The 23,121-nt window shown below is 71.2% G+C and carries 25 protein-coding genes; 13 read left to right on the forward strand and 12 right to left on the reverse strand.

Translation table 11 applies throughout. The features are described from left to right. Nucleotides 1-119: 119 nt before the first annotated feature. Nucleotides 120-1,727 (forward strand): aminopeptidase P family protein, encoded by a 1,608-nt coding sequence (locus KVA01_RS06430; RefSeq protein WP_068468750.1) that lies wholly within the window; start codon nt 120-122, stop codon nt 1,725-1,727. 93 nt (nt 1,728-1,820) lie between these two features. Here KVA01_RS06430 and KVA01_RS06435 read toward each other — a convergent pair whose 3' ends face one another. Continuing rightward, entirely contained in the window at nt 1,821-2,816 is a 996-nt protein-coding gene (locus KVA01_RS06435; protein ID WP_174805710.1) for a YflT domain-containing protein, read from the reverse strand. A gap of 121 nt (nt 2,817-2,937) precedes the next feature. Here KVA01_RS06435 and KVA01_RS06440 point away from each other — a divergent pair, with 121 nt between their 5' ends. From KVA01_RS06440 to KVA01_RS06450, 3 genes are read left to right on the forward strand one after another with little or no spacing between them, the layout of a single operon-like run. Continuing rightward, nucleotides 2,938-4,233, forward strand: a complete 1,296-nt coding sequence (locus tag KVA01_RS06440) for a magnesium transporter MgtE N-terminal domain-containing protein (protein WP_141269404.1) — start codon at nt 2,938-2,940, stop codon at nt 4,231-4,233. Beyond that, nucleotides 4,226-4,864, forward strand: coding sequence for a DUF1003 domain-containing protein (locus KVA01_RS06445; RefSeq protein WP_068468756.1), 639 nt, complete (start codon nt 4,226-4,228; stop codon nt 4,862-4,864). The genes KVA01_RS06440 and KVA01_RS06445 overlap by 8 nt, the downstream gene beginning before the upstream one ends. Continuing rightward, nucleotides 4,861-6,048, forward strand: coding sequence for an Mrp/NBP35 family ATP-binding protein (locus KVA01_RS06450; protein ID WP_068468758.1), 1,188 nt, complete (start codon nt 4,861-4,863; stop codon nt 6,046-6,048). Before KVA01_RS06445 ends, KVA01_RS06450 begins: the two co-directional genes overlap by 4 nt. On the opposite strand, the gene KVA01_RS06455 is transcribed toward KVA01_RS06450, so the two are convergent. Together KVA01_RS06455 and KVA01_RS06460 are read right to left on the reverse strand one after the other, a co-directional pair. Beyond that, on the reverse strand, nt 6,049-6,408 hold the full coding sequence (locus KVA01_RS06455) for a twin-arginine translocase TatA/TatE family subunit (RefSeq protein WP_141269407.1): 360 nt from the start codon (nt 6,406-6,408) through the stop codon (nt 6,049-6,051). It abuts the gene before it with no gap. 45 nt (nt 6,409-6,453) lie between these two features. Further along, on the reverse strand, nt 6,454-7,068 hold the full coding sequence (locus KVA01_RS06460) for a hypothetical protein (protein WP_231860612.1): 615 nt from the start codon (nt 7,066-7,068) through the stop codon (nt 6,454-6,456). Between the two features lie 335 nt (nt 7,069-7,403). Between KVA01_RS06460 and KVA01_RS06465 the strand changes: the two genes are divergently transcribed. The 3 genes from KVA01_RS06465 to crcB are packed head-to-tail and all read left to right on the forward strand — an operon-like array spanning nt 7,404 to nt 8,955. Then, nucleotides 7,404-8,036: an O-methyltransferase gene (locus KVA01_RS06465; RefSeq protein ID WP_068468762.1), complete on the forward strand. Its 633-nt coding sequence runs from the start codon at nt 7,404-7,406 to the stop codon at nt 8,034-8,036. Further along, complete coding sequence (locus KVA01_RS06470; protein WP_141269409.1) at nt 8,033-8,587, forward strand: CrcB family protein; 555 nt, start codon at nt 8,033-8,035, stop codon at nt 8,585-8,587. The genes KVA01_RS06465 and KVA01_RS06470 overlap by 4 nt, the downstream gene beginning before the upstream one ends. Further along, complete coding sequence (crcB, locus tag KVA01_RS06475; RefSeq protein WP_141269411.1) at nt 8,584-8,955, forward strand: fluoride efflux transporter CrcB; 372 nt, start codon at nt 8,584-8,586, stop codon at nt 8,953-8,955. Before KVA01_RS06470 ends, crcB begins: the two co-directional genes overlap by 4 nt. Nucleotides 8,956-9,140: 185 nt before the next feature. Here the strand turns inward: crcB and KVA01_RS06480 are convergent, their stop codons facing one another. The 3 genes from KVA01_RS06480 to KVA01_RS06490 all read right to left on the reverse strand — a co-directional run bounded on the left by KVA01_RS06480 (nt 9,141) and on the right by KVA01_RS06490 (nt 11,616). Next, nucleotides 9,141-9,308, reverse strand: coding sequence for a DUF3117 domain-containing protein (locus tag KVA01_RS06480; RefSeq protein ID WP_082810297.1), 168 nt, complete (start codon nt 9,306-9,308; stop codon nt 9,141-9,143). Between the two features lie 95 nt (nt 9,309-9,403). Beyond that, a complete protein-coding gene (locus tag KVA01_RS06485) occupies nt 9,404-10,576 on the reverse strand; it encodes a putative hexosyltransferase (RefSeq protein WP_233438788.1) in 1,173 nt (390 codons plus the stop codon). 215 nt (nt 10,577-10,791) lie between these two features. Next, nucleotides 10,792-11,616 (reverse strand): LOG family protein, encoded by an 825-nt coding sequence (locus KVA01_RS06490; RefSeq protein WP_141269413.1) that lies wholly within the window; start codon nt 11,614-11,616, stop codon nt 10,792-10,794. Nucleotides 11,617-11,902: 286 nt separating this feature from the next. Between KVA01_RS06490 and KVA01_RS06495 the strand changes: the two genes are divergently transcribed. The 4 genes from KVA01_RS06495 (at nt 11,903) to KVA01_RS06510 (ending at nt 15,173) form a co-directional block, all read left to right on the forward strand. Beyond that, the gene (locus KVA01_RS06495) at nt 11,903-12,631 is read left to right on the forward strand and encodes an amino acid ABC transporter ATP-binding protein (RefSeq protein WP_174805711.1); all 729 of its coding nucleotides are present in this window, start codon (nt 11,903-11,905) and stop codon (nt 12,629-12,631) included. Nucleotides 12,632-12,710: 79 nt separating this feature from the next. Next, nucleotides 12,711-13,562 (forward strand): glutamate ABC transporter substrate-binding protein, encoded by an 852-nt coding sequence (locus tag KVA01_RS06500; RefSeq protein ID WP_141269415.1) that lies wholly within the window; start codon nt 12,711-12,713, stop codon nt 13,560-13,562. Between the two features lie 64 nt (nt 13,563-13,626). Then, nucleotides 13,627-14,313 (forward strand): amino acid ABC transporter permease, encoded by a 687-nt coding sequence (locus KVA01_RS06505; protein WP_085107168.1) that lies wholly within the window; start codon nt 13,627-13,629, stop codon nt 14,311-14,313. After that, nucleotides 14,310-15,173, forward strand: coding sequence for an amino acid ABC transporter permease (locus KVA01_RS06510; protein WP_141269417.1), 864 nt, complete (start codon nt 14,310-14,312; stop codon nt 15,171-15,173). The genes KVA01_RS06505 and KVA01_RS06510 overlap by 4 nt, the downstream gene beginning before the upstream one ends. 28 nt (nt 15,174-15,201) lie before the next feature. On the opposite strand, the gene dapE is transcribed toward KVA01_RS06510, so the two are convergent. Then, nucleotides 15,202-16,308, reverse strand: coding sequence for a succinyl-diaminopimelate desuccinylase (dapE, locus tag KVA01_RS06515; protein WP_233438789.1), 1,107 nt, complete (start codon nt 16,306-16,308; stop codon nt 15,202-15,204). A 141-nt stretch (nt 16,309-16,449) separates the two neighbouring features. Here dapE and dapD point away from each other — a divergent pair, with 141 nt between their 5' ends. Beyond that, complete coding sequence (dapD, locus tag KVA01_RS06520) at nt 16,450-17,424, forward strand: 2,3,4,5-tetrahydropyridine-2,6-dicarboxylate N-succinyltransferase (protein ID WP_141269419.1); 975 nt, start codon at nt 16,450-16,452, stop codon at nt 17,422-17,424. 88 nt (nt 17,425-17,512) lie between these two features. Further along, a complete protein-coding gene (gene galE, locus KVA01_RS06525; RefSeq protein WP_141269421.1) occupies nt 17,513-18,529 on the forward strand; it encodes a UDP-glucose 4-epimerase GalE in 1,017 nt (338 codons plus the stop codon). Nucleotides 18,530-18,719: 190 nt separating this feature from the next. On the opposite strand, the gene KVA01_RS06530 is transcribed toward galE, so the two are convergent. The 5 genes from KVA01_RS06530 to KVA01_RS06550 all read right to left on the reverse strand — a co-directional run bounded on the left by KVA01_RS06530 (nt 18,720) and on the right by KVA01_RS06550 (nt 23,072). Next, on the reverse strand, nt 18,720-20,021 hold the full coding sequence (locus tag KVA01_RS06530; RefSeq protein ID WP_068468776.1) for a citrate synthase: 1,302 nt from the start codon (nt 20,019-20,021) through the stop codon (nt 18,720-18,722). A gap of 175 nt (nt 20,022-20,196) precedes the next feature. Continuing rightward, entirely contained in the window at nt 20,197-21,342 is a 1,146-nt protein-coding gene (gene dapC, locus KVA01_RS06535) for a succinyldiaminopimelate transaminase (protein WP_068468778.1), read from the reverse strand. Between the two features lie 4 nt (nt 21,343-21,346). After that, nucleotides 21,347-21,670 (reverse strand): ferredoxin, encoded by a 324-nt coding sequence (gene fdxA, locus KVA01_RS06540; protein WP_068468780.1) that lies wholly within the window; start codon nt 21,668-21,670, stop codon nt 21,347-21,349. 62 nt (nt 21,671-21,732) lie between these two features. Then, nucleotides 21,733-22,218: a hypothetical protein gene (locus KVA01_RS06545; RefSeq protein ID WP_233438790.1), complete on the reverse strand. Its 486-nt coding sequence runs from the start codon at nt 22,216-22,218 to the stop codon at nt 21,733-21,735. Next, the gene (locus KVA01_RS06550; protein ID WP_233438791.1) at nt 22,215-23,072 is read right to left on the reverse strand and encodes a PIG-L family deacetylase; all 858 of its coding nucleotides are present in this window, start codon (nt 23,070-23,072) and stop codon (nt 22,215-22,217) included. Before KVA01_RS06550 ends, KVA01_RS06545 begins: the two co-directional genes overlap by 4 nt. Nucleotides 23,073-23,121 lie beyond the last annotated feature (49 nt).

Consider the following 23,121-nt stretch of genomic DNA (forward strand, 5'->3'; position numbering starts at 1 on the left):
CCGGGCCACGATACCCGCGGGCTCCCACACGCCGGGCGGTTGACCCCCGTGGCACCATGGACGGGACAGACACCGCCACGGGCGCGAGGATCCGCGCCACGAAGGAGATGAGCGCCCCCATGACCCAGGGCCCAGAACACAGCACCGGCTCCGGCCACGCGAGCGAGGACGCCGCGCAGCCCATGGAGGAGCGCGTGGACAACCGGTCGCAGCGCCCCGACAACGAGCAGTTCCGCGAGTTCATGGCCTCCGGCTGGGCGGCCCCGGAGCACACGAGCACACCGCGCTCCGAGGTCGCCGAGTTCGCCGCCGCGCGCCGTGCCCGGCTCTCGCGCCTGTTCCCGGGCGAGCGTCTCGTGATCCCGGCCGGTGCCCCCAAGGTGCGTGCGAACGACACCGACTACCGCTTCCGGCCGCACTCCGCGTTCGCCCACCTCACGGGCATGGGCGTGGACCACGAGCCCGAGGCCGTGCTGGTCATGGAGCCCACGGACGAGGGTTCCGGCGACGACCGCTCGGGCCACGTGGCCACCCTGTACTTCCACCCGATGGCCGGCCGGGACTCCTCCGAGTTCTACGCGGACGCCAAGAACGGCGAGTTCTGGGTGGGCCCGCGCCCCACGCTCGAACAGCTGCGCGACGAGTTCGCACTGCCCACGGAAGACCTCTCCGGGCTGGAGACGGCCGTGACCAAGGACGCCGGCAACGCCGCCCTGGGCGGGCTGAGCATCCGCCTGGTGCGTGACGTAGACCTGAACATGGACGCGCTCGTGGACACCTCCCGCATCAACACCGGAGTGGATCTGGAGCAGGCGGACGCCAAGGACGCCACCCTGGCGGAGGCCCTGAGCGAGCTGCGGCTCGTCAAGGACCGCTACGAGGTGGGCGAGCTGCGCAAGGCCGTGGCCGCGACCATCCGCGGCTTCGAGGACATTGTCTCCGTGCTCCCGCGCGCCATCGGCGGGGAACGCGGGGAGCGCGTCGTCGAGGGCGCATTCTTCTCCCGGGCACGTCTCGAGGGCAACGACCTCGGCTACGACACGATCGCCGCCGCGGGCAACAACGCGACCGTCCTGCACTGGATCCGCAACAACGGCTCCGTCACCCCGGGCGAGCTGATCCTCGTGGACGCCGGCGTGGAGGCCGAGTCCCTCTACACCGCGGACATCACGCGCACCCTGCCCGTGGACGGGCGCTACACGGACGTGCAGCGCCGGATCTACCAGGCCGTGCTCGACGCCGCGGACGCCGCCTTCGAGGTCGCCGTGCCCGGCAACCGCTTCCGGGACGTCCACGCCGCCGCCATGGAGGTGCTGGCCGCCCGCCTGGCCGAGTGGGGCCTGCTGCCCGTGACCCCGGAGGTCTCCCTCTCCGAGGCCGGTCAGCACCACCGCCGCTGGATGCCCCACGGCACGAGCCACCACCTGGGCCTGGACGTCCACGACTGCGCGCAGGCCAAGCGCGAGCTCTACCTGGACGCCGTGATCGAGCCCGGCATGGTCTTCACGATCGAGCCGGGGCTCTACTTCAAGAACGAGGACCTCGCGATCCCGGAGGAGTACCGCGGGATCGGCGTGCGCATCGAGGACGACGTGCTCATCACCGAGCAGGGCAACGAGAACCTCTCCGCCGCGCTCCCCCGCCGCCCGGAGGACGTCGAGTCCTGGATCCAGGGCATCTGGAACCGCGACGAGAACGTGGGCCCCTCGGCGGGTCCCGCCGCCTGAGCAGCGGGCACCGGACGTCTCGGAGACGGCGAACGCCGCGCTCCCACCACATCGGTGGGGCGCGGCGTTCGTCGTGTGCCGTGCCTGGCCGGCTCAGGAGTCCCGGCGGTCCTCCGGGAGGCGGGCCGTCTCCTGGTCGCGCTCGGACGTGCTGTCCACGACCGGGCCGTCGGTGGCGCGACCGGGCGCCGCGGCGTCGTCGGCGGGACGGTTCCAGGGCGCGCCCTGGCCCTGCTGGGGCGCGGCGGGAGCCTCCGGCTCGAGCCGGATGCCGTACTGCGGGCGGCCGTCCGGCAGGTCCGGGAACTTGGCGGAGCGGTTGGCACTGTCCTGCGCGGGCCGCTGCTCTGCACCGGCCGGAGAAGAACCCTGCGGCTGCCCGGAGCCGCCCTGAGCCGGCGCCTGGGCGCGCGGGTCCTGCTGCTGGGGGCGGTACTGCTGCGGGGGCATTCCCTGCCCGCCGTACGGGGGCTGCTGTCCCCGGCCCTGCTCGCCGGGGTGCCCACCGTTCTGGCCGCCGTTCCACCCGCCCTGGGAGGGGCCGACCGGGTCACGGTACCCACCGGACGGCTGGCCCGGACCACCGGGGCCCGAGCCCTGGCCGCGCTGCATGGCACCGAGCACCTGCCGGGCCTGCCCGGCGACCTCCGGGGCCGCGAGGACCTCGTAGCTTCCGGCCACGATCCGGCTGGTGGACGTGAAGTCGCGCTTGCCGCGCGAGAAGGCGTAGGTGATGGTGGCCATCAGCATCCAGAACGCCCCGCCCAGCACCATGGTCAGCCCCAGCGAGACGCCGATGTCCGCGCCCCCCAGCAGGGACATCAGCAGCCCGAAGAACGCACCGAAGACGATGCCGTTGAGCGCGCCCTGCAGGGCGACACGCGGGTAGGAGAGACGGCCGGTGACCTGCTCCACAGACTTCAGGTCGCTGCCGATGATCGAGACCATGGCCACGGGGAAGTTCTCGTCCGCCATGTGGTCCACGGCCTCCTGGGCCTGCGCGTAGGTGCGGTACCGGCCGACCACCTCTCCGCGGGGCATCTCCGGGGCGATGGACAGTTGTGCGGGACCTCTGCTCGAGTTGCTCATGTCCGTCATTGTCCCGTATCCGCCCCGGAGCCGGCACGGAGAACCCCGGTTCATCGCAGCGGGTGAACACGACGCCGGCGGCCGAGTATGTGCCCGTCGCCGGGATCACTAGGCTGGGCGGGTGAGCACAAACCTTTCCAAGATCTTCGTCGCCAGGCTCATCGGCCTGGACGTCTTCGACCCCATGGGCGACCGCCTGGGGCGGCTGCGCGACGTCGTCGTGCTGCTGCGCGAGGGCGAACCGAGCCTGAAGACCCGCCCGCTCGTGGTGGGTCTCGTGGTGGAGGTCCTCGGCAAGAAACGCGTGTTCGTGCCCATGACCCGCGTGACGAGCATCGACGCGGACCAGATCATCTCCACCGGGCTCGTGAACCTGCGCCGCTTCGAGCAGCGCGGTGCGGAGACCCTGGTGGTGGGCGAGCTCTTCGACCGCACGGTCGTGCTCCTGGACGGTTCCGGGACCGCGACCATCGAGGACGTCGCCATAGAGAAGTCCAACAACCGCGGGGACTGGCTGGTCTCGCAGCTGTTCGTGCGCCGCTCCGAGGCCACCGGCAGCCTGCTGCGCCGGCGCAACCAGACCCTCGTGGTGGACTGGCAGGACGCCGCCGACCCCTCCAACGCAGGCCCCCAGCCGGCCACCCAGTGGATCGCGCAGCACGAGGAGGACCAGGCCGCGGACATCGCGGACGAGCTGCGGGACATGCCGGACAAGCGCAAGCTGGAGATCGCCGCCGAGCTGCAGGACGAGCGCCTCGCGGACGTCCTCGAGGAGCTGCCCGAGGAGGACCAGGTCTTCATCCTGACCCACCTGGACAACGACCGCGCGGTGGACCTGCTGGGGGAGATGGACCCGGACGACGCCACGGACCTGCTCAACGAGCTCCCGGAGGCCGAGGCCGAGCGCCTGCTGACCATGATGGAGCCGGAGGACGCCGAGGACGTCCGGCGTCTGCGCGAGTACGAGGAGGGCACCGCGGGGTCGCTGATGACCCCCGTGCCGATCGTGCTCTCGCCCGAGGCCACGGTCGCGGAGGCCCTGGCGCACATCCGGCAGGAGGAGATCATCCCCGCCGCCGCCTCCGCCGTGCTCGTGTGCCGCCCGCCCCTGGAGACCCCCACGGGCAAGTACCTGGGCTTCGTGCACACCCAGCGGCTGCTGCGCTACCCGCCGCCCGAGGCCATCGGCAACCTGATCGACCGCTCCATCGAGCCGGTCTCCGACCAGTCCTCCCTGGCCGACGTGGCCCGCGAGCTGGCCACGTACGACCTCACGATCCTGCCGGTCGTCAACGACCAGCAGCGTCTCGTGGGCGCCGTCACCATCGACGACGTCCTGGACGCCCTGCTGCCGGACGACTGGCGCACGTACGACGACGGCACCCCGGTCCGAAAGGTGGGCAAGAGGTATGAGTAACCCGAGGCGCAACGTCTCCACCCAGTACTCCCCGGGACCCCTGGACCAGCCGCGGGAGAAGCGGCCGGGCTTCCTCACCCGCTTCCGCCCGAACCCGGACGCGTTCGGCCAGTCCACGGAGGCGATCGCCCGCTGGATGGGCACACCCCAGTTCCTGCTGTGGATGACCGTGTTCGTGGCCATCTGGCTCTCGTGGAACACCCTGGCGCCGGAGGACGTGCAGTTCGACCCCCGGTCCCTGAACTTCACCCTGCTCACGCTGATGCTCTCGCTGCAGGCCTCCTACGCCGCTCCCCTGCTTCTGCTCGCGCAGAACCGGCAGGACGACCGCGACCGCGTGGTCGCGGAGGAGGACCGCAAGCGCGGCCAGCAGAACCTCGCGGACACCGAGTACCTGACCCGTGAGATCGCCTCCCTGCGCATCGCGCTGCGCGAGGTGGCCACCCGCGACTACGTGCGCTCGGAGCTGCGCGGGCTGCTCGAGGAGATCATCCAGGACCAGGACCAGCGCGCCGTCGAGCGCGTCGCGGCCGAGCGGGCGGCGGAGGCCCCTGCGGGATCCCGGCGGGCACCGCACGACGAGCACGGGGGCCGGGAGGAGTCACGGAACGACGACGGCGGGCGGCCATGACGGAGCAGAGCATCGACCCGCGGCTGCGCACCGCGCTCGACGGTGTGATCGACCCGGAGCTGCGCCGCCCCGTCACGGAGCTGGGCATGATCCCCGCCGCGGCCCTGGAGAACGGCACCGCCCGGGTCACCGTGCTGCTGACGGTCTCCGGCTGTCCGCTACGCTCCACCATCGAGGCGGACCTGACCACGGCGCTCGGTGAGCTTCCCGACGTCTCGGACGTGGTGGTGGACGTGGGCGTCATGACCCCGGCCCAGCGCCAGGAGCTGCAGGAGCGGCTGGGTCACCACCGCAGCAACCCGTTCGCGGATCCCCACACGCTCACCCGTGTGCACGCCATCACGAGCGGCAAGGGCGGTGTGGGCAAGTCCAGCGTGACCGTGAACCTCGCCGCGGCGCTGGCCGCCATGGGACGCACCGTGGGGATCGTGGACGCGGACATCCACGGCTTCTCCGTGCCCGGCCTGCTGGGCATCACCCAGTCACCCACGCGCGTGGGGGACATGATCCTGCCGCCGGTGGTCGAGGTCCCGGAGGGCGTGGACCGCCGCCCCGCGGACAGCGCGGCCGGTGCAGGACACCGCTCCCGCGGCGTCGTCAAGGTGATCTCCATCGGCATGTTCGTGGACCCCTCCCAGCCCGTGGCGTGGCGGGGACCCATGCTGCACCGCGCGGTGGAGCAGTTCCTCACGGACGTGCACTTCGGGGACCTGGACCACCTGCTGCTGGACCTGCCCCCCGGCACCGGGGACATCGCCATCTCGGTCGGTCAGCTGCTGCCGCGCTCGGGCGTGGTCGTGGTCTCCACCCCGCAGCACGCCGCGGTGAGCGTTGCCCAGCGCTCGGGAACGCTCGCGGAGCAGACGGAGCAGCGGGTCACGGGCGTAGTCGAGAACATGTCCGCCATGGTCATGCCGGACGGCTCCCGCATGGAGGTCTTCGGCTCCGGCGGTGGCGAGACGATCGCCCGCACCCTCACGGAACGTCTGGGCTACGAGGTCCCTCTGCTGGGCAGCGTGCCGCTGGACGTGACCGTGCGGGAGGCCTCGGACCGCGGGGTCCCGGCCGTGTGGGCCGATCCGGACTCGCCCGCCGCGCAGGCACTGTGGGAGGTGGCCCGCGCCCTGGACGCCCAGGGCCGGGGGCTGGCCGGGAAGAGCCTGGGGATCACGCCCCGGGAGTGATCACGTGGCCTCGGTGTCGAACGGGGCCCGCTCACCGCGCGCGAGCCGTCGCACCGTAGGACTCGCCGCGGAGGGTGCCTGGGTGCTCCGGGCGGCCCGGTCCTGGTCCTCCTCGAGCAGCGCCTCCCGCACGATCACGCGGGGGTCGTACTGCCGGGGGTCCAGCTTGCGCCAGTCGAGGTCGCTGAACTCGGGGCCGAAGGTCTCCTTGAGGTCGTCCGTGGCGCCGGTGGCGTAGCGGCGTACGGCCTTGACCATCTCCTTGAACTTCTGCGTGTACTCCGGAAGCCGTTCGGGGCCGATGATCACCAGGGCCACGATGAGAATGATGATGGCTTCTCCGCCAGAAATCCCGAACACTCGCCGAGCCTATCAACGTCAGGGAGTGCGCCCGCGGGGGCACTCCTACCCGAATATCTTCCGCAGTCCGTCCGCCACCGTGGCGCCGAAGCCCTCGTCCGTCTGGGCGGGCAGGCTCACCCGGCCGCGGTCCTCCGCGACGATCGCGCTGACCGTCTGCGCCATGGTCGCGGGAGGGGTGTCCGAGGCCACCGTGTAGACGGCGTCCGGACGCACCATCACGGCGCGCCAGCTCTCGCGGTCCAGCCACAGCCGGGAGCCGGAGACCGCGGAGGCCTCCATGCCCTCGGCACTCACCGGCAGTCCCGTGACACCGTCCACGGGGTTGCTCCCGTTGACCCGGCCGCGCTGCTCCACCACGGTGACGGTGTCCCGGTCGTGGTGCAGCGTGAGCACCACGGCGGGCTGCCCGCCCACGTCCGTGCGGCGGATGTCCCCGATCCTGTAGCCCTCAGCCGCGAGACCGGGCAGGGCCCAGCCCTGCGAGCGCAGGGCCTCAAGGTCCGACTCGGAGGTCGTGTCCACCATCCCCTGGGCCGCCGGTGTCCAGCTGGCCGTGGTGCGCTCACTCCCGGAGCTCTCCTGCTGCGCACGCTTGCCCACGCTCCACACCGCAGTGGTCAGCAGCGCCACGCACACGCACGCGGCGAACGCACCCACGAGCCCCAGGGTGCGTCGGCCAGGCCGTCCGCGCCGCCGTGGGCCGGTGGTGCTGCGAGCGTCCACCCGAACGGTCACGTGGTTCCCCTTCCCGCTGTGGTCGTCCCCTGGTGCGGCCCCAGCCCGGGGCCTTCACGCGCTCCATTCTGGTGCAGAAATCTGACAGCGCTCTGGGCACAGACCGGGCGTTCCCGACCCCGCCCACCGTCCACGATAAGCTGGCCGTACCGAGGCGACCCGGCCCGCGGGCCCCGTCCACCAGCCTCGGGAGCGCGGGGTCCGCCGGACCCCGGAGCACGCCGTCGAGACACAGCAGCGAAGGGCACCCCGCGTCCATGACCACGGATAAAACCACGAGCTGGGCCTACTGCGAGGCCTACGCCACGGAGGACGAGACCGCCTTCCGTGCCCGCGAGCGCTCCCTGGCCCTCCGCCTCGATCCCGTCACGACGGCCACCGCCGCGCTGCTCACGGTGCTCACGTCCTCCGCGCGCCCCGCCACGGTCGTGGAGGTCGGCACGGGTGCCGGCGTCTCCGGGCTGGCCCTGCTGCGCGGGATGCCCGCCGAGTCCGTGCTCACCACGATCGACACCGACATCCGCGCGCTGCGTGCCGCGCGGGACACGTTCCGCGAGGCCGGCTTCGAGACCAAGCGCACCCGCACCATCTCCGGTGCCGCGGGGCTGGTGCTGCCGCGGCTCACGGAGAACGCCTACGACATGGTCTTCATCGACGCGGACATCGCCAACACCGCGGACTACGTGATCGAGGGCGCCCGGCTGCTGCGCCGCGGTGGGATGCTCGTGGTCAACGACGCCCTGCACCAGGACCTCGTGCCGCAGCCCGCGCAGCGCCAGGAGGAGACCGTGGTGATGCGCGAGGTCGTGCGCACCCTGCGCGACGAGCCCCGGCTCTCCACCGCGGTGCTGCCCACGGGCACGGGCGTGCTGCTGGCCGTGCGCCGATGAGCGGCGCTCTCATGCGGGACGCCGGACTGGTGGCGGTGGGCGGAGCCCTCGGCAGCCTCGGGCGCTGGGGTGTGTCCCACGTGCTGCCCACGGACGCGCTGTGGCACTGGCCCACGCTGGCCGTCAACGCCGTGGGGGCGTTCCTGCTCGGTCTGCTGCTCGAGTTCCTGACCCACCCGGGCGAGGAGAGCCGCCGCGCGCACACCGCCCGGCTGCTGCTCGGCACCGGTCTGCTGGGCGGCTTCACCACGTACTCCGCGTTCGCGGAGGAGATGTGGGAGCAGGTCAACGCGGGCGCCTCCGCCGCGGCCCTCGGCTACGCGGTCATCACCCTGGTGCTCGGCCTGCTGGCCGCGGCGGCGGGCCTCGCCGCCGGCAGTGCCCTGCGCCGTCGTGGCGTGGCCGCTGCCGACGACGCCGCGGTTCCGGACCCTGCGGTTCCGGACAGTGCGCGTCAGGAGACCGCGTTCCGGGAACCGGAATCCCACGACGGCGCGGCCCACGTCTCCGAGCAGGACCGCTCCGGGCACGACGACGCGGTGGCCCCGTGATCGCGGCGCTGGCCGTCGCGCTGGGCGGAGCCGCGGGAGCCGTGCTGCGCTTCCTCGTGGACCGGCTGATCTCCTCGCGGCAGAAGCGCCCGTTCCCCGCGGCCACGGTCGTCATCAACATCACGGGGTCGTTCGTGCTGGGCCTCGTGAGCGGCCTGGGCATGGTGCTCGGACCGGAGTGGACGCTCGCGCTGGGCACGGGGCTGTGCGGCGGCTACACCACGTTCTCCACCGCGATGGTGGACGCCGTGCGACTGGCGCGGGAGCGCCGTCGCGGTGCCATGGTGACCGTGGTGCTCGGCACCGTCCTCTGGAGCCTGCTCGCGGCCGCCGGGGGCATGAGCCTCGGCTCGTCCTGGGTCTCCTGAGTCCCCGGTCCGCCGAGTCACCCATCCACTGAGCCGCCCGTCCACCGGGTGACCCGTCCACGAGGCAGGGGCCCCACCGCTCCGGCCCCCGGCGGAGGCGGCCGCGACAAAGCCCCCCCGGACAGACCGAGAGGGCCCCCACCACTGGGGGCCCTCTCGGTCATCCGGGGGGACGGAACGCTGCCCTACTGGGTCACCGACGCCAGGCACTCGCGCAGTTCCGCGGCTTCGTCCGCCTTGAGCTCGACCACGAGACGCCCGCCGCCTTCCAGGGGGACACGCATGATCAGGCTGCGTCCTTCTTTGGTGACCTCCATGGGTCCGTCACCAGTTCTCGGCTTCATGGCCGCCATCTGTGAGCTCCTCTTCGTGTGTATTGACGCACCCCATCTTATCGAACGCTTGGAAAGGGAACTGACCGTCGACAAAAGGGCCCGGGGCCTCCGGGTCACGGCGGGTAGTCGCCACCGCCCGGTAGCTGCTTCCAGTGCCACAGCCAGCCCACCCACACGAACTGCAGGACGGCCCCCGTGACCACGAGCAGCACTCGGTAGGCCCGCGAGTCGCTCACACGCACGAGTCCGGCGGCGAGCGGAGCCCAGGGCAGCAGCAGCCGGAACGTGGAGGTCTGCGGGTTGAGCACGCACAGCAGGTAGATGCCGTACGCGGCGATCCAGACGCGCACGAAGAACGGCAGGGCCCGTCTGACGGGCGCGGAGCGCAACATCAGCACCACCCCGGCCACGAGCACCACGGGCACCACGAGTCCCGCCACGGGGCCGAACAGCACGGTGGCCTCATGGAACCACGGCACCACCGGGACGACCACCCTGCTGCCCCGCCACGCGGCCTCCGTCTCGGTGTAGGCCCCGGGCTCCCCGGTCACGGCCCACGCAATGGCAGGCCAGGCGAGCGCCGCCGCGCACGCGACCAGCGCCACGACGAGCCAGCGGTCCAGGCAGCGGTACCAGGGGCGTCGTCCCGCGCGCACGTCCCGCACGCTGCGCCACAGCCACCAGATCCCGAGGGCGGCCGCGAGGGCGACGCCGGTGGGCCGGGTCAGCGCCTGCGCCACCACGAACACGGCCGCCCACACGGGCCGATCCCGCACCACGCACAGGATCGCGGCGCTGAGGAAGAGCAGGCTCAAGGACTCCGCGTAGGGCGTCTGCAGCACGGGTGCCACGGGGTTGAACGCGAACACCGCCACCGCCCACAGCCCGGGCCGCGAGACGCCTCCCGCCGTGCGCGGGGTCCTCATGGCCGGGGTCGTGCAGAACAGCCGGTACAGCACGAGGGCCGCCCCGAACCCCGCGAGCAGGGACACGGTGGCCGCGGTGGCCGCCCACCCCGTGCCCGTGAGGCCCACGATGCCGCGCACGAGCAGCGGGTACACCGGGTAGAACGCCCACTGGTTCTCGACCACGGTGCCCAGGTTGTCCACGGGCAGCGCGGAGGGGTACCCGTCGCTGAAGATCCGCCGGTACCAGTCCGCGTCCCACGTGTTCAGGAAGTCCAGGTACCCCAGGGCGCCGTCGCCCCACGGGCCCGGGCCCTGCTGGGCGCCCACCGTGCTGAACACGGCCCAGCCCCAGAGCCGGGAGAGACCGTAGACGGCCACGACGGCGAGCCACCACGGCGTGCGGGAACACAGCTCCCGCGCGCGAGTGGCCGCAGGGCGGACGCGGCTCCGTCCGGTGCATGTGCGGGTGCCGGGACTCGAGGGATCCTGCGGCGCGGTCACCGCGCGGTTCGTCGTCGAGCCCCTGCCCGCCGTGCCGGGCATCGTGCCGCCTGGCGGGCCGCCGTGGGACGGGGAGTCGGGCGGAACCGGACTCATGCCTCGGAACCGGGGGGGGCGGCGTCGTCCTCCGGGGCCGCGACCCCCATGCCGGGGTCCGCGGCGTGGACGGAGATGAGGATCTCCACGACCTCCTCGGCGGTGTCCACCACGCGCAGCAGGTCGAGGTCCGCGTCCGAGGCCTTGCCCCCGGCCACGAGGGTGCCCGTGATCCAGTCCAGCAGCGGACGCCAGTACTCGGTGCCCACCAGGATCACCGGGAAACGCGTGATCTTGCCCGTCTGCACGAGGGTCAACGCCTCGAAGAGCTCGTCGAGCGTGCCGAAGCCGCCTGGCAGGGCCACGAAACCCTGGCTGTACTTCACGAACATGGTCTTGCGCGCGAAGAAGTACCGGAAGTTGATGCCCAGGTCCACCCAGTCGTTGAGGCGCTGTTCGTGGGGCAACTCGATGCCGATCCCCACCGAGTGCGCGCCCACGTCCACCGCTCCCCTGTTCGCGGCCTCCATCACGCCGGGGCCGCCTCCGGTGACCACGGCGTAGCCGGCCTTGCCGATCTCCCGGCCCAGCTCGCGCGCGAGCTCGTACTCCGGGTGCCCCGGTGCGGTACGCGCGGACCCGAAGACGGAGACGGCCGGGCCCAGGTTCGCGAGCGCGTCGAAGCCCTCCACGAACTCGGCCTGGATCCGCAGCACCCGCCACGGGTCGGTGCGGGTGAAGTCGTCCGGTTCGGCAGGGCGCTGGTCCAGGAAACGCTGGTCGGACGTGCGCCAGTGCAGCTGCTTGCGGCGCAGCACCACCGGCCCCTTGTGACGCTCTGGGGGTACGGAACGTTCGTGCGGTGTCTCAGGGGTGTGCATGCCCACCAGGCTACGTTCTCGTGCTGCACGGCGCCGCAGAACGGCCCGGCACGCACCGCCCGGACCGGGGCCCGCCGCGCCACGACGCCCGTGTCGTGTTGCGCATCACTTTTTTTCGCGGACGGTGCATTAGTTTGTTCCTATGTCTCACGCAGCAGCCTCCTCCACCCCGCCGCCCGGGGAACGTTCGGCGGCGTCGTCGGCCCCCGTAGCGACCGCTCGATCCGCCGCGGACGACGCCGCTCCCGCGGACCGCGCGCACCGCACCGAGCGCGGTGACGCGCCCCTGGTCCGGATGAAGGGCGTCAACAAGCACTTCGGGGACCTGCACGTGCTCAAGGACATCGACCTGGAGGTCGCCCGCGGGGAAGTGGTCATGATCATCGGACCCTCGGGCTCGGGCAAGTCCACGCTGTGCCGCACGATCAACCGCCTGGAGACCATCGACAGCGGTGAGATCACGGTGGACGGCAAGCCCCTCCCGTCGGAGGGCCGGGGGCTCGCCCGGTTGCGCGCGGACGTCGGCATGGTGTTCCAGTCCTTCAACCTCTTCGCCCACAAGTCCGTGTTGCAGAACGTGACCCTGGGCCCGGTCAAGGTCCGGCGCAAGGACCGCGGGGCCGCGGAGCAGCGCGCCCGGGAGCTGCTCGACCGCGTGGGCGTGGGCAACCAGGCGGAGAAGCTTCCCGCCCAGCTCTCCGGCGGCCAGCAGCAACGCGTGGCGATCGCTCGCTCCCTGGCCATGGACCCCAAGGTCATGCTCTTCGACGAACCCACGTCCGCGCTGGACCCGGAAATGATCAACGAGGTCCTGGACACCATGGTGTCCCTCGCGAAGGCCGGGATGACCATGGTCGTGGTGACCCACGAGATGGGCTTCGCCCGGCGGGCCGCGGACCGCGTGGTGTTCATGGCGGACGGGGCCATCGTGGAGCAGAACACCCCCGAGGAGTTCTTCACCAACCCCCGCAGCGAGCGCGCCAAGGACTTCCTAAGCAAGGTCCTGGGCCACTGAGGTCAGCACCGCAGGACTCCCACTTCTCTTCTTCACCACAGCACCACCCGTTCATTCCCTGGATCCCAAGGAGCACATCGTGAAATTCCGTAAGAGCGCCGTCGTCACCGCCCTGGCCGCCACGGCCGCCCTGTCCCTTACCGCGTGCGGCGGTTCCGGGGACTCGGGCGGCTCGGGAGGTTCCTCCGAGGCGGGCGGGGACACCCTGCGCGTGGGCATCAAGTACGACCAGCCCGGCCTGGGCTTCAAGGACGGTGAGACGTACAGCGGGTTCGACGTGGACGTGGCCCGCTACATCGCCAAGGAACTGGGCTACCCGGAGGACAAGATCGAGTGGGTCGAGTCCCCGTCCGCGAACCGCGAGAACATGCTGTCCAACGGTCAGGTCGACATGATCGTGGCCACGTACTCCATCACGGACGCCCGCAAGCAGAGCGTGAACTTCGCGGGACCGTACTTCGTGGCCGGTCAGGACCTGCTCGTGAAGTCCGACAACACGGACATCAAGGGCCCGGAGGACCTCGAGGGCAAGAACCTGTGCTCGGTGACCGGTTCCACGTCCGCGCAGAAGATCAAGGACAAGTACGCGGGCTCGGTCAATCTCGTGGAGCAGGGTGGCTACGCGGACTGCGTGACCATGCTGGGTTCCGGCGGCGTGGACGCCGTCACGACCGATGACATCATCCTCGCGGGTCTTGCCGCCACGGACGCCAACAAGGGCAAGTTCAAGGTGGTCGGCGCGCCGTTCACCGAGGAGAAGTACGGCGTGGGCATCCCCAAGGATTCCGACAAGTGCCAGGCGATCAACGACGCCATCACCAAGATGGTGGACGACGGCTCGTGGGAGAAGTCCGTGACCTCCAACACCCAGGGCGCGGACTACAAGTACAACACCAAGCTCAACCCGCCCAAGCCCGAGCCCTGCTCCTGATCCGCCGTTTGGTCCGTTCCCGGCGTGCGTGGTTCGCGCACGCCGGGACCCCCGGGAGGAAATAGTGTCCGACTACCTCGGTGACTTCGCGTCACTCCTGTCCCAGTACGACGTCCTCGCGGCGTTCTGGGTCAACATCCAACTGACCTTCTGGGCCGCCCTGGGGTCCCTGGTGCTGGGTTCGGTCCTGGCCCTGATGCGGATCAGCCCGGTCGCTTCGCTGCGTGCCGTGGGTGCCGGGTACGTGAATATCGTGCGCAACACCCCGTTGACGATCATCCTGGTATTCCTGGTGCTGGGGGTGTGGTCCCAGCTGGCCATCAACTTCAGCTCCGACTTCAATCGCAACTTCTTCATCTACGCGATCATCGGCCTGAGCCTCTACCACGCGTCCTTCGTGTGCGAGGCCATTCGCTCGGGCGTCAACACGGTCCCCCTGGGACAGGCCGAGGCCGCCCGGGCGATCGGCCTGGGGTTCTTCCCCGCGGCGCGCCACGTGATCTTCCCCCAGGCGCTGCGCGGTGCCGTGACGCCCCTGGGCAACACGTTGATCGCCCTGACCAAGAACACCACGGTGGCCGCGGCGGCCTCCGTCACGGAGATCTCCGCCCTCATGAAGACCATGATCGAATTCCGCCCGGACGTCATCGTGGCCATCTTCCTGACGGTGGCGCTGGGCTTCGTGGTGATCGTGATCCCCGTGGGTCTGCTGACCACGTGGTTGTCCCGGAAGGTGGCGGTGAAGCGATGAGCACCACGGTCCTGTTCGACGCCCCCGGCCCCCGCACGCGGCGGCTCACCCTCGTGCTCAACGTGGTGGCCCTGCTCGTACTGATCGGCCTGGCGGTCGTGGTACTGCAGAAGCTCGGCGCGCAAGGACAGCTCGAGCCCGCCAAGTGGCAGGCCCTGCTCACCGAGCGCACGTGGGCCAACTTCCTGATCCCCGGACTGATCCAGACCCTCAAGGCCGCACTGCTCGCTGTGGTGGGCTCGGTCGTGTTCGGTCTGGTCTTCGGGCTGGCCCGGCTGTCCGGGGCGTGGCCCGTGCGGGCCGTGGCCGCCGTGGTCGTGGAGTTCTTCCGCGCGGTGCCCGTGCTGGTCATGATGATCTTCTTCTACCTGGGGCTCGCGCGCACCGGGTTGGTGTCCCCGTCCAGCACGCCGTTCTGGGCCGTGGTGATCGGGCTCGTGCTCTACAACGGGTCCGTGATCGCCGAGCTCGTGCGCTCGGGCGTGTACCAACTGCCCCGAGGGCAACGCGAGGCGGGGCTCGCGGTGGGGCTCACGCCGTCGCAGTGCCTGCGCAGCATCCTGCTCCCCCAGGCGCTCACCGCCATGCTGCCCTCGCTGATCTCCCAGTTCGTGGTGATCCTCAAGGACACCGCGCTCGGCTACATCATCACCTACCCCGAGCTGCTCGCCTCCGCGCGCCGGCTCGGCTCCGGTGACGGCAACATCCTGCAGACCCTGCTGGCCGCCGCGGTGGTGTTCATCGTGATCAACACGCTGCTGTCGTTCGCCGCCGGGCGTCTGTCCCGCAGGTTCAGCTACCGCACGGCGGGCAAGACGCGCGCACTGCACGAGGCCGCCGAGGGCAACGAGATCGGCTGAGCCGCCCGTCCCTCGGGCCGTTCAGGACTCAGGACAACCAGGACGCTAGCGCGCGGTGGCAGGCCCGGACGGCGTCGTCGAACACGTGCTCGTCGTCCGTGTGCGCGAGCAGCGCGTCCCCGGGGCCGAAGTTCACGGCGGGCACCCCTGACTCCGAGAAACGGGCGACGTCCGTCCAGCCGTACTTGGGCATCGGTTCCTGGCCCACCGCGGCCACGAACTGTGCGGCGGCGGGGCGGTCCAGGCCGGGGCGCGCCGCCGGGGAGAGGTCCTGCCACTCGATCTCGTAGCCCTCGAAGACCTCCTGCACGTGCTGCTGCGCCTGCTCCAGGGTCTTGTCCGGGGCGAAGCGGTAGTTGATCTCGGTCCAGGCGGTGTCCGGGATGACGTTGCCCGCCACTCCCCCACCGGTCCGGATGGCATTGAGCCCCTCGCGGTAGTCCAAGCCTTCCACGGTGATGGTCTGCGGCTCGTAGCGGGCCAGCCGCCCCAGCAGCTCCGCCTGCTTGTGGATGGCGTTCTCCCCGATCCACGACCGCCCGGAGTGCGAGGCCTTGCCGTGCGTGGTGATCCGGAAGCGCATGGTGCCGTTGCACCCACCCTCCACCGTGCCGTTGGTGGGTTCCAGGAGCACCGCGAAGTCCGCCTCCAGCAGCTGCGGGGAGTTGCGCATCACGCGCCCCAGGCCGCTGGCGTCACTGGAGACCTCCTCGTGGTCGTAGAACACGTAGGTCACCTCCCGGGTGGGCTCCCGCAGCTGCTGCGCAAGCACGAGCTGCACGGCCACGCCGCCCTTCATGTCCGTGGTGCCGCGACCGTAGATCACGTCCCGGTCCCCCTCACGACGCCGCACGGACGGCACGGTGCCCAGCGCACCCGCCACGGTGGGCAGGGGCACGGTGTCCAGGTGCCCGGCGAGGATGACACGCTCGTCCCGGCCCAGCTCCGTGCGGGCCACCACGGTGTCGCCGTCGCGGTGGACGCTCAGGTGCGGCTGCGCGCGCAGGGCGGCCTCCACGGCGTCGGCGATCGGGGTCTCGTGGTCCGAGACGGACTCGATGTCCACGAGCGCGGCGGTGAGGTCCGCGGGGTCCATCGAGAGGTCGAGTGCGGGTGTCTGCTGATCGGCTGCCATGGCGGCCAGCATAGTCACCGCGTCTCCTCGCGCCGGGCAACGTCAGGTGCCGCGCGGGCGGGCGCCACGGGCCTGGCCCACCTGGTGAGACGCGGCCCGCGCGCCACCGGCGGACGACTGCCCGCCACTTAGGATGGAGCCATGACTTCAACGAGCGAGAGCACCGAGAATTCCCGCACCGCCTCCGCCGTGGGCCTGGCCACCGTGGTGGACGCCGGCGAGCGTGCGGGCACCATCCTGGACGTCTTCTACCCCGCCCCCGCCCTCAGCGCTAACCCCGACACGAGCTACGAGGCTGACCTGCGGGTGGCCGCCACCACGGATCCCGACCGCAACGTGCGCTCCGAGATCGTGACCACGGTGATCGACCTGGACGCGGCCCCGCAGGACACCGCGGACGCCTACCTCCGGCTGCACCTGCTCTCCCACCGGCTCGCCCAGCCGAACACCATCAACCTGGACGGCATCTTCGGTCTGCTCGCCAACGTGGCGTGGACGAGCCGCGGGCCGGTCCTGGCCGAGGAGCTCACCCGCTCCCTGCTCGCCCTGCGCGCGGGCGGGCCCGTGACGGTCTTCTCCGTGGACAAGTTCCCCCGCATGGTCGACTACGTGGTCCCCTCCGGTGTGCGCATCGGTGACGCGGACCGTGTGCGCCTGGGCGCGTACCTCGGCGAGGGCACCACCGTGATGCACGAGGGCTTCGTGAACTTCAACGCCGGCACGCTCGGCGCCGCGATGGTCGAGGGCCGCATCTCCGCGGGCGTGGTGGTCCACGACCACACGGACGTGGGCGGTGGCGCGTCCATCATGGGCACGCTCTCCGGCGGCGGCAAGCAACGGATCACGCTGGGCGAGCGCTGCCTGCTCGGCGCGAACGCGGGCGTGGGCATCTCGCTGGGCGACGACTGCGTGGTCGAGGCCGGTCTCTACGTCACCGCCGGCACACAGGTCTCCGTGCTCGACGACGCCGCCGGCGAGGCCCGCGTGGTCAAGGCCGCCGACCTCTCCGGGGTCTCCAACCTGCTGTTCCGCCGCAACTCCGTGAACGGTGCCGTGGAGGCGCTGCCCCGCAGCGGCGGCTCCGTGAAGCTGAACTCGGTGCTGCACGCGAACTGAGAGCGGCGGCGTCGTCGGGCACAGCGGCCGGTCCCGGAGACGGGGTCGGCCGCGCGTGTTTCCGGCGTCCTGTCGTTAGGCTGGGCTCATGAAGATTCTTGTCACCGGAGGAACCGGCTACATCGGCTCGCACACCGTCCTGGCCCTGCTGCAGGCCGGTCACGACGTCGTGGTGCTGGACAACCTCTCCAACTCCTCCCGCACGTCCCTGGAGCGCGTGGCCGAGCTCGCCGGACGGGACGTCGCCGCCTTCGAGCAGGTGGACCTGCTGGACCGCCCGGGCCTGGACACCGTGTTCCGCGAGCACCACCCGGACGCCGTGATCCACTTCGCCGGGCTCAAGGCCGTGGGGGAGTCCGCGGAGAAGCCCCTGTGGTACTACACGAACAACGTGAGCGGCACTGTGAACCTGCTGTGGGCCATGGAGGAGAACGGGTGCCGCAGCATCGTCTTCTCGTCCTCCGCCACGGTCTACGGCGCCCCGGAGACCATGCCGCTGGCCGAGAAGCTCGAGATGGACGCCCAGAACCCCTACGGGCGCACCAAGGAGCACATCGAGGACATGCTCTCGGACCTCGCCGCCGCGGACGAGCGCTGGTCGGTGGCGCTGCTGCGCTACTTCAACCCGGTGGGCGCGCACGAGTCCGGGCGGATCGGCGAGGACCCCTCGGGCATCCCCAACAACCTGATGCCCTTCGTGGCCCAGGTGGCCGTGGGACGCCGCGAGAAGCTCATGGTCTTCGGCGGGGACTACCCCACGCCGGACGGCACCGGGGTGCGCGACTATATCCACGTGGTGGACCTCGCGGACGGTCACCTCAAGGCGCTGGACCGCATCACCACGGATCCCGGGTTGCACGTGTGGAACCTGGGCACCGGGCGCGGCTACTCCGTGCTGGAGGTGCGCGAGGCGTTCGAGAAGGCCTCCGGGCGGGAGATCCCCTACGAGATCGCACCGCGCCGCCCCGGCGACGCCGCCGTGTCCTACGCGGATCCCTCCGCCGCCCTCGCGGAGCTGGGCTGGTCCGCGGACCGCGACATCGACGCCATGTGCCGCGACCACTGGAACTGGCAGAAGAACAACCCGAACGGCTACGAGGGCTGAACCCCTCCCGCGCGTCCGGGACCGACGCCGCGTGCGTCAGGTTCCAGAGCGCGGCGCCGGTGTGCGCCCGAGCCGGCCGCGTGGTTGCGGGCGACCTCGGGTCGGCGCCGCACCAGGCCCCACGAGAACGCCGCCCCGGTCACCGAGAAGGTGACCGGGGCGGCGTCGTCGTACCGGCGGGGCCTGCGGCTCAGCTGGCAGAGGGGTAGTGGCGCTCGGGCGCACCCACGTAGAGCTGACGGGGCCGGCCGATCTTCGTCTCCGGGTCCTCGATCATCTCGCGCCACTGGGCGATCCAGCCCGGCAGGCGGCCGATGGCGAAGAGCACCGTGAACATCTTCTCCGGGAAGCCCATGGCCTTGTAGATCAGGCCCGTGTAGAAGTCCACGTTGGGGTACAGCTTGCGCTCCACGAAGTAGTCGTCCGCGAGCGCCTTCTCCTCCAACCCGATGGCCAGGTCCAGCAGCTCGTTGTTGCCGCCCATCTTGGCCAGGACGTCGTGCGCGTAGCCCTTGATGATGCGGGCGCGGGGGTCGTAGTTCTTGTAGACGCGGTGTCCGAAGCCCATGAGGCGGGCGCCGTCCTCCTTGTTCTTGACCTTCTCCATGAACTCGTCCGCGGAGAGCCCGCGGTTCTGGATCTGGTCCAGCATGGCCAGCACGGCCTCGTTGGCACCGCCGTGCAGCGGGCCGTAGAGGGCGTTGATGCCCGCGGAGACGGACGCGAACATGTTCGCGTGCGAGGAGCCCACCAGACGCACGGTGGAGGTGGAGCAGTTCTGCTCGTGGTCCGCGTGCAGCATGAACAGGATGTCCAGGGTCTTGGCGACCACCGGGTCCACCTCGTAGTCCGCGGCGGGCACACCGAAGCACATGCGCAGGAAGTTCTCCGCGTAGCTGAGCTCGTTGTGGGGGTAGAGCATGGGCTCGCCCACGGACTTCTTGTACGCGTACGCGGCCAGGGTGGGGACCTTGGCGAGCAGGCGGATGGTGGAGATCTCCACGTGCTCCTTGTTGAAGGGGTCCAGGGAGTCCGAGTAGAAGGTGGACAGCGCCGAGACCGCGGAGGACAGCACGGGCATGGGGTGCGCGGAACGGGGGAAGCCGTTGAAGAACAGCTTGATGTCCTCGTGCACCATGGTGTGCGTGGTGATCCGGTGCTGGAAGTCCTCGTACTGCTCACGGGTGGGCAGCTCGCCGTAGATCAGCAGGTAGGCGGTCTCCAGGAAGTTGGAGTGCTCCGCGAGCTCCTCGATGGGGTAGCCGCGGTAGCGCAGGATGCCCTGGGCGCCGTCGATGTAGGTCACCGAGGAGCGCGTGTTCGCGGTGTTCACGAAGCCGGGGTCGAAGCTGACGTTGCCGGTCTCCTTGAGCAGGGAGCCCACGCCGTAGCCCTTGTTGCCCTCGGTGACCTCCAGCACGGGGAGCTCGAGCTTCTTGTCCTTCGCGTAGTTCAGTGCCACCGTGTCGGTGGACTTCTTGGCCTCTGTCATGGTGAGTCCTTCGTGATTCGGCTGGGGTGTTCCGCGCGCTGCTCGGGCCCGCTGCGCCACGCCGTCGTGGCGGGTGGTGTCCGTGCGGGCCGGGTGGGAACACGGGTTGATCCGCCCCCAACTTACCCGTTGGTGTGACGGGGAGCCACTTCTCGGTGCGGGGCGGTGCGGGCGGTCAGAGCGCCGCGGTGAGCCGTTCGACGGCGGCGGCCATGCGCTCGTCCGTGGCCGTCAGGGACAGCCTCACGTAGCCGTGACCGGCGTCGCCGTAGAAGGTTCCGGGCCCCACCACGATGCCCAGGCGTGCGAAGCGCTCGACCGTGGTCCAGGTGTCCTCCCCCGCGGTGGCCCACAGGTAGAGGCCGGCCTCGGAGTGCTCCACGCGCAGCCCGAAGGCCTCCACGGCGGGCTTCAGCGCGGCGCGACGGTCCCGGTACAGGCTCTTCTGCGCGGCCACGTGGGCGGTGTCCCCCAGGGCCACGCGCATGGCCTCCTGCACGGGGTAGGCCACGATCATCCCGGCGTGCTTGCGGGAGTTCACGAGGGACGGCATCAGCGCGGGGTCCCCCGCGAGGAACGCGGCGCGGTAGCCGGCCAGGTTCGACTGCTTGGACAGCGAGTACGCGCTGAACAGGAGGGACATGTCCCCGCCGCTCACACGGGGGTCCAGCACGGAGGGCACGGGCTCCCCGCCCTCGGAGACGTCCCAGCGGCCCCAGCCGAGCTCGGCGTAGCACTCGTCCGAGACCACGACCGCTCCCTGGGCGCGGGCCTGGTCCACGAGCCGGCGCAAGGACTCGACGTCCCGCACGATGCCCGTGGGGTTGCCCGGCGAGTTCACCCACACCATGCGCACGCGCTCGCGCACGGCGGGTTCGAGCTCGTCCAGCGAGGCTGCCGCCACGGACTCGGCACCGGCGATCTGCGCGCCGATGTCGTAGGTGGGGTACGCGACCACGGGCCGCACGACGACGTCACCGGGTCCCAGCCCCAGCAGCAGCGGCAGCCACGCCACGAGCTCCTTGGAGCCCACGGTGGGCATCACGGCGTCCGGGTCCAGGTCCGGGACCCCGCGCCGCTGCGCGTACCAAGTGGCTACGGCCTCGCGCAGTGCGGGCGTGCCGTGGGTGGTCGGGTAGCCGGGGGCGTCCGCCGCGGCCGCCAGGGCGTCCTGGATCACGAGCGGGGTGGGGTCCACGGGGGTGCCGATGGACAGGTCCACCACACCTCCGGGGTGCTCCTGCGCGGTGCGCCGGTACGGGGCCAGCGCGTTCCAGGGGTAGTCCGGCAGGTCCAGGCCGAAACCGCGACGCTCCGCCACCGGGTCAGTCCTGGTTCTGCGGGGGCAGCGCCGCGACCATGGGGTGGTCCTTGTGGGTGTTGCCGAGCTTCGCGGCACCGCCCGGGGAGCCGAGGTCGTCGAAGAACTCCACATTGGCCTTGTAGTACTCGGCCCACTCGTCCGGGGTGTCGTCCTCGTAGTAGATGGCCTCCACGGGGCACACCGGCTCGCACGCACCGCAGTCCACGCACTCGTCCGGGTGGATGTAGAGCGTGCGCTCCCCCTCGTAGATGCAGTCGACGGGGCACTCCTCGACGCACGCCTTGTCCTTGACGTCCACGCAGGGCTGTGCGATCACGTAAGTCACTGTTGCAGGACCTTTCCTTCTGTTCTCAAGTCTTCAACCATTCTAGCGGCGGGGTGTCGACGCTACCGCGCCCGCCGACGCACCAGCCAGCGGCCCGTAACAATCACGGAGACCATGACTACCACGAAGACCACGACGAACCACAGGATGCCCACGATGCCGATCGGGGCGCTCCAATCGGTCGCCACGAGGGCGGAGCCCTGGCGCAGGTAGGCCATGGCCCACGCGATCAGGTAGGTCCCCAGGCCGGGCACCGCGGCGGCCCACACCCGGCGGGTGGAGGTGCCGCACCACACGCCCGCGCACAGCAGCAGCGCCCCGGAGAACACGAGTCCCCACGGCAGCCACCAGCCGTCCAGGTACCAGATGCTGCCGTGCATGGCCGTGGCCACGGCTCCGACGAGCACACCGGTCAGGACCGCGGTCACCGCGGACGACGCCGCCCCGGGCCGTTCGCGCACGGCGGCGGTTCCGCCGGCCTCCGCGGCATCGTCGTTCCCGCCCGCCGCCCAGGGTGCCGGGCGGTGCTCCGGCTGTGGGCCGCTCACGCCGCGGCCCGTCGCAGCAGCCGGAAGGTCTCCGTGGTGGTGATGGTCTGCGGGACACCGTTGGACATCGCGTACGTGGGATCCTGGGGATCCTCCGCGAGCACGATCTGCGTGGCGTGCGCGGCCATCGCGGCGCGCTTGACGGCGAGGTCCCCGGGGATCGCGGCCTGCAGCCGCCGGTCCCCCGGCTCCACCTCGATCTCGATGCCCCAGAGCAGGGGCGTGTCCCACGCGTCGTCCGCACTGTCCGGGCTGGCGGCCGCGAGCTCCACGGCGCGCACGGTGACCCGGTGCGTGGCCACGTGGTCCGGGTGGCCGTAGCCGCCGTCGTCCGCGTAGGTAACCACGGCGTGCGGGCGCAGCGCCCGGATCGCGGCGGCCACGTGCGCAGCCACCTCCTCCGGGTCCGCGGCGGTCAGCGCCGCCGGGGAGACGTCCTCGGCGGGCTGCGCGTAGCCGTCCGGACCCCAGCTCATGCCGGAGTCCACGTACTTGCCCGCACCGTTGGCGAAGCCCGCGGCGGGGTCCAGCGCGGGCGGTTCGCCCGCGTAGAACCTGTCCGCGAGGCCCATGGCCGACGCCGCGGCGTCGAGCTCCCCGATCCGGTACAGCCCCAGCGCGGTGCCGTCCGTGTCCGGGCACCCCGGCTGACCAACCTCCAGATGGCGCAGCGCGGGCGGGATGACCTCGCCGCGCTCACCGCGGGTCAGCGTGAGCAGCACCGTCTCGGCGCCCAGGGCGCTGTAGTGGCCCATGGTGCCCGCGGTGTTCACGGCCTCGTCGTCCGGGTGCGCGTGCACGAAGAGCAGACGCGCCCGGGCGGGGGCCACGGCCTCGGGCAGCAGCGAATCCACTGCTCCCTCGGTCGCGTGCCCCCCGCCCGGGTACTTCGGGTCGACCACG

It is taken from the genome of Kocuria varians, assembly GCF_006539885.1.
In the GTDB taxonomy this organism is placed as follows: Bacteria; Actinomycetota; Actinomycetes; order Actinomycetales; family Micrococcaceae; genus Kocuria; species Kocuria varians.